Annotated in this window: 6 protein-coding genes; all 6 read right to left on the bottom strand. The window is 43.6% G+C overall.

Annotated elements, in window-relative coordinates; all coding sequences use genetic code 11:
- Positions 1–33: 33 nt before the first annotated feature.
- Positions 34–1,179 (bottom strand): radical SAM protein, encoded by a 1,146-nt coding sequence (locus WC659_07165; GenBank protein MFA4873675.1) that lies wholly within the window; start codon positions 1,177–1,179, stop codon positions 34–36.
- Positions 1,180–1,209: 30 nt separating this feature from the next.
- Positions 1,210–2,313: a DegT/DnrJ/EryC1/StrS family aminotransferase gene (locus WC659_07160; protein ID MFA4873674.1), complete on the bottom strand. Its 1,104-nt coding sequence runs from the start codon at positions 2,311–2,313 to the stop codon at positions 1,210–1,212.
- The gene (locus tag WC659_07155) at positions 2,310–3,422 is read right to left on the bottom strand and encodes a DegT/DnrJ/EryC1/StrS family aminotransferase (GenBank protein MFA4873673.1); all 1,113 of its coding nucleotides are present in this window, start codon (positions 3,420–3,422) and stop codon (positions 2,310–2,312) included. The genes WC659_07160 and WC659_07155 overlap by 4 nt, the downstream gene beginning before the upstream one ends.
- A gap of 188 nt (positions 3,423–3,610) precedes the next feature.
- Positions 3,611–4,785, bottom strand: a protein-coding gene (locus WC659_07150) for an IS3 family transposase (GenBank protein MFA4873672.1) whose coding sequence is annotated in 2 segments (ribosomal slippage) — positions 3,611–4,509 and positions 4,509–4,785 — 1,176 coding nt in all. Because the reading frame shifts where the segments join, the coding sequence is not laid out codon by codon here.
- 44 nt (positions 4,786–4,829) lie between these two features.
- Positions 4,830–5,249, bottom strand: a complete 420-nt coding sequence (locus WC659_07145; protein ID MFA4873671.1) for a hypothetical protein — start codon at positions 5,247–5,249, stop codon at positions 4,830–4,832.
- 161 nt (positions 5,250–5,410) lie between these two features.
- The coding region (locus tag WC659_07140) for a tRNA pseudouridine(38-40) synthase TruA (protein MFA4873670.1) at positions 5,411–5,670 on the bottom strand (260 nt) is incomplete at its 5' end.

Raw genomic sequence — 5,670 nt, 5'->3', positions numbered from 1 at the left:
AATCTTTTCATAATATCAGGTTACCCTCTTACCCTAAATAAAATTAATGTGTTGCGGCGGTGTACCTTCGGGTTTTTTAAGATACGTCAATCCCTTTTTGTACTTGTCCAATATTTCATTGGTCATGTGCTGCAAGCATAGACAAGCGCACAGGGTCTTCGCATTGAAATGGTCTGATGTCAGATATGCCATGACATCCCAATATCTGTCGCTGAAGATTATATCCTTGAACCTGGTCTCGACAAAGTTGCCGATATGGTACTTTTTATACTTTTCGTTGAAAAAGCCGCCGCATGGCGCTACAAGACCCGATCCCGATATCTGCAGATGGAGCGGTGGGCCGTAGCAGCTTTCATAATCTCGTTTTCCTTCAGCTTCTATTTTTGACCATTTTACTTTTACAAGGTATTCGTCATCAGAATATGTCTCGGCTTCTTTCAGAGTTTCGTACATCTTTTTATAATCGCCGTAATTGATCCCCAGGGATCCTTCCTCGTCATCTGAACAATGTTTTATTACTAAATAATCGGGCCGCAATTCTTTGCCCAATTTTGCCAATGGGATTATCTGATCGTCGTAATTAGGGGTCAAAACCATCTGCATCCCGATCGTGCACGCCAGATTGTCTCGTTTTTTTATCTCAATCGCATCTTTTATGTTCTGGCAAACCTGGTAGAAGGCTTCTTCCGTGGTCCCGTGGATCTTCGCATAACGCTTCGGCTCTCCCGCGGTAATGTTGAACCTCAGGTACGTCATTGACGAAAGTATTTTTTCCAGCACATCTTTTTTTAAGAGAAAGCCATTCGTTCCCATGGCCATATCGATGCCTTTTGAATTGCCGTAAATGATGACGTCCACATAACATGGATTCATGGTGCTTTCGCCATCGCTGACAAGGCTTATCGCTTTAACACCCATTTCGGCACAGTCATCGAGAAAATTCTTCATCACTTCAAACGTGATCTTTTTTCTCGGATTATCCTGTAGCTGTCCGAAGCAATATTCGCAGCGATAATTGCACGCCCTTGTCAGCGCCATATCTATGGTGATCGGCGCTACGCGCTCGCCTTTCTTCCACTTTTCCAGCCTGTCCTGGTGCCACAATATTTTCGATCCGTCCAGTATCAGTTTCTCGTCATTCTTTTCCCTGTCTTTCATCTTTGACACTCGGGGCTGCATATCCATCATTATCCTACTTTTTTTACCTCATCATTGCCGATAGAATCCACATACACTATCAATCACATAGCCAATATCTTCCGGTTTTAAGTGTTGATGTACCGGTAAGGTTATTGTGGTACGACAATCTTCCTCACATACAGGGAAGTCACCTTCCTTATAGCCCAAACCTGATGCCGCTTTTTGTAAATGTAAGGGAATTGGATAATGAATTTTTACATCAATACCTTTTTCAATTAAATAGGCGTAGAGGCGGTCTCGGTTTTTCACACGAATAACATAAGTATGAAAAACTTGTTTCACATTCGCGCTCCGTGGAGGTATTTGAATATATTCTTGCAAGTCGGCAAATGATTCATCATATCTTTTGGCATTTGCAATACGTTGATCAGTGATAGAATGCACTTTCTTTATCAATCTGTTAGCGATAACAGCCTGAAGCGTATCCAGACGACAATTGTGGCCCCAGAAAGCAATTTCATCACGTGTAGCCATCCCATGATTGCGAAATAATCGTAGTTTTTCGCACAGTTCTTTAGAACGAGTGACAATTACCCCCCCATCTCCCCATATATTAAGGTTCTTAAGCGGGTGCAAACTGAAGCCCGCCGTCTCGCCCCAAGAGCCAACAGATTTACCATCAATTGAAGCAAGGATTGCTTGAGCTGCATCTTCAATTACGATTAGATTATTGCGTCGGGCTATCTTCATGATGGATGGCATATCGGCTGGACAGCCTGCAAGGTGTACAGGCATTATCGCCTTGGTTCGTGGCGTAATTGCACTATTAATCTTGGATACATCGATATTGTATTCTTCGTTATTATCCACAAATACAGGGCGTGCGCCTGCCATTGCAATAGCACCTACCGTAGCAACAAATGTATTCGGTGTCGTAATAACTTCGTCTCCGGAACCAATACCTAATATTTTTAATGAGAGAATGAGAGCGTCAGTGCCGCTGCTCACACCAATTGCATATGGCAGCCCCAACAAGTTGGCGAATTTCGCCTCAAACTCCGCAAGTGCCATGCCTAAAGTAAAATCGCCACTTCTAACGAGTGCACGGATGTCATCCATATATGGCTCTATGTCCGCAAACTGCTGTTCCAGATAGGAATAATTAACCTTCATACCTTCCCCAAATAATATTTTTTAATTGTTTCAACAATATAATTCAACTCAGCGGCTGTTAGTTCCGGATATACAGGTAGACTTAGTATACGTTGCGCAAGCCACTCTGTAACGGGAAAGCTGCCGGTAACATATCCAAGTTTTTCCGCGGCCTTGTCTAAATGAATTGGCACAGGATAATGGATTGCTGTTTCAATTCCACACTCTGATAGGTATGATTTCAATTCATTTCTACAATCAGCTTGGATCACGAATGTATGATATACGGCTCGTTCGTAAGATGCATCTTGGGGCATCTTCAACTGTTGCAGGTCAGCTAATTGCTGTTGGTAAAAAAGTGCATTGGCGCGCCTTTTTTCAGTCCAGGTATCAAGATAATTTAATTTGACCAAGAGTATGGCTGCCTGGATATTATCAAGACGGGAGTGGCCACTCCAACTAATACATTCATCACGAGATTTTAGTCCGGCATTTCTTAATATTTTGATACGTTCAGCCAAAGCATTATCATTCGTAGTTAAGACTCCTCCATCACCGCATGCGTTAAGTGTCTTTAAAGGATGTAGGCTGAAGCATCCTGCTATACCAAATCCTCCAACACGTTTACCCTTGTACTCAGCAGCGACTGCTTGTGCGCAATCTTCAATAACGTATAGACTGCGTTTCTGTGCAATCTTTAGTATTACGTCCATATCCGCTGGTCTTCCGGTAAGATGTACGGGAATTATAGCACGTGTATGTGAGGTTATCGCGTCTTCAATAAGTGCCGGGTTTATGTTATAGTCTTCATTCACATCGACAAAAACCGGTCGCGCACCCACAAGGGCAATACAACTCGCACTGGCAACAAATGAATTTGGCGCAGTTATAACCTCATCGCCAGGACCAATACCAAGTGCTCTTAAAGCTAAAATTAGTGCATCGGTCCCAGAGTTGAGACCAACAGCATAACGCACTCCGCATAGCTCTGCAAAGCGGGTCTCAAACTCAGCAACCTCATCACCCAATATAAATTGACCTTTATCAATGACTTTACCAATCGCATCTAATAATACTTCTTTTATTGGTGCATGTTGCGCGGCGATCTTTACATAAGATATGTGCATGATGGTATTCACCTGAGTCTCATGTTCTGCATGGTTTTAATGTTATAATATTTAATATCTGTCATGGAATTGGGAATCTTACCCGCCTGAAAAGCCGCCACCAAGTCTTGAACCGCCTCTTCGATGCTATGCTCTGATATGAAATTAAGCTCGCGCTGACCTCTGATGTCAATAGTGGACACGAAATATTTTCATGCCGCCACTTGTTTCCCATAGAAACTTTTCTCAAACATAACAGGGGATAGATATCCGAGCTTTGCCTGCCTACGTTGCCGATTGTAGAAGATTTCAATATATTCAGTAGTCTCCCGAATTGCCTCCTGTCTGGTTTTGTAGCTTCGATGATGGATAAGTTCATTCTTAAGCGTACCCCAAAAGCTCTCCATGGGTGCATTGTCGTAGCAGTTGCCTTTTGCGCTCATCGACACTTTCATATCAAACTGATCAAGTAACTTCCGATATTCATGGGCACAATACTGACTTCCCCGATCGGAATGATGAATCAAGTTCTTGCCTGGACGTTTAGCTGTCACTGCCCGGAAGAGAGACTGCATGACAAGATTCTTGGTGATCCTGGAACCCATTGCATACCCTACTATCTCTCCGGTGAATATATCTTTGTGGCCTGCGAGATACAGCCAGCCTTCTGCTGTGGGTATATAGGTTATATCACTCAACCAAACATCATTGGGGGAAGTTGCCTCAAATCGCTGCTGAAGCAGGTTTTCTGCTACTGGCAATGTGTGCCTTGAATCTGTTGTCGCCTTGAACTTTTTCTTCTGTTTACAGCATAACCCCAGCTTTTTCCTGATGCGTCTGATCCGGCAGACGCCTACCGTAATACCGTGTGCCGCAAGATCACGCTGCAACCTTTCAGAACCGTAGGTCTCTCGTGTTCTGGTATGCGCAGCCTTTATCTCGGCTTCGAGCCTTGTCTCTTCCAGAGCATGCTTTGAAGGCTTAAGATTCAGCCATTTGTAGTATCCGCTTGGCGATACGCTTAATACACGGCACATCCGGAAAATTGAATACTTGTGTCGCATTTCCTTCATGATCGCGTACCTGGCAGCGACTCCTTGGCAAAGTACGCGGCTGCTTTTTTTAATATGTCACGCTCAATCTTTGTTATAGCCAGCTCCCGCTTGACTTTGGCAAGTTCCATTTCTACTTCTGTAAGCGGTCTTCGCTGCCTTCCGACCTCCTGAAGCTTCCCTTTACTGCTCACCTGAACCCAGTACCGCAGTGTTGAAGCGGCAATCGATAACCTGCGTCCTACCTCGGGTATGGTTAATCCGCCCTCTGTCACCAACTTTACTGCTTCCTCCCGAAGCTCCTTTGTGTATATCCCTTTCGGAATCTTTTCCATTCTGACACCTCCGTCTTTGTATTTTACCTCAACTTTGGTGTCCACTAAAGACATCTTACATCATTAATCACAGTCGTACTTTCGCCATTTTGATATTGGCCGTAATATTGTTGGTCAATGTCTCTCCCCTCTTTGCCGAGACGGTAGAAACGCCAAGTACGATCAAAAGTCCAACGCCAATACCAAGGCACGAATGGTCTGAAGTTAACAACGGCTATTTGCAAATTCGGAAATACCTGCCGCAGCCGTTGATCAAGTACATTGGTATCTTTTGGCCAATCAGACGGAATAGGATAGAGTCCTTTCAACTCCGTCAAGATAGTATTGCGGAATGCGGTCGAAGCAATGGCGAGACGGTTCAAACGATTATTAATGCCAGCGAGATAAGCAATAATGAAAGCCATGGTAAGAGCGCCAGCAATTTCCCAGCGATACCTGATGATGATGTCAGTCAAATCATCCATAAAATTGCCAAAGGAGCATTGTTTGGGCTAATCATTTCACTTTTATATTATTTTTTTGCACAACAATGTTATTAAGCGACAAAACGAGTGTAGCAGAAATAGGCTTTTTTGTGAAATAAAATTGGCATAACCTGTTGTAAGGGTATTTATGGAGTGACCCACTAGTATTTGATCTTCACCAGGAACAACCCCTGTGGAGGAGCTGTTATACCCGCCTTTTTTCTGTCTTTAGCTCTAAGTATCTCTTCAAATTCACTTACCCCGATCTTCCCCTTGCCCACATCTACCATTGTTCCCACAATATTCCTTACCATCTGCTTTAAAAAGGCATTGGCTTCAATCTCAAAGATTATGAATCCCTTGGGGTCTTTATCAAGGGATATACCGTAAAGCTCTCTTATGGGGTTATGGCTATTGCATC

Source organism: Patescibacteria group bacterium (assembly GCA_041645165.1).
Classification (GTDB): domain Bacteria; phylum Patescibacteriota; class Patescibacteriia; order 2-02-FULL-49-11; family 2-02-FULL-49-11; genus 2-02-FULL-49-11.
The sequence above is the reverse complement of the archived record's forward strand: the minus strand, read 5'-3'. Positions and strand labels throughout refer to the sequence as shown.

Coding starts and splice junctions, on each gene's coding strand:
- WC659_07165 (MFA4873675.1), bottom strand. CDS start 1,179: ATGCAGCCCCGAGTGTCAAAGATGAAAGACAGGGAAAAGAATGACGAG.
- WC659_07160 (MFA4873674.1), bottom strand. CDS start 2,313: ATGAAGGTTAATTATTCCTATCTGGAACAGCAGTTTGCGGACATAGAG.
- WC659_07145 (MFA4873671.1), bottom strand. CDS start 5,249: ATGGATGATTTGACTGACATCATCATCAGGTATCGCTGGGAAATTGCT.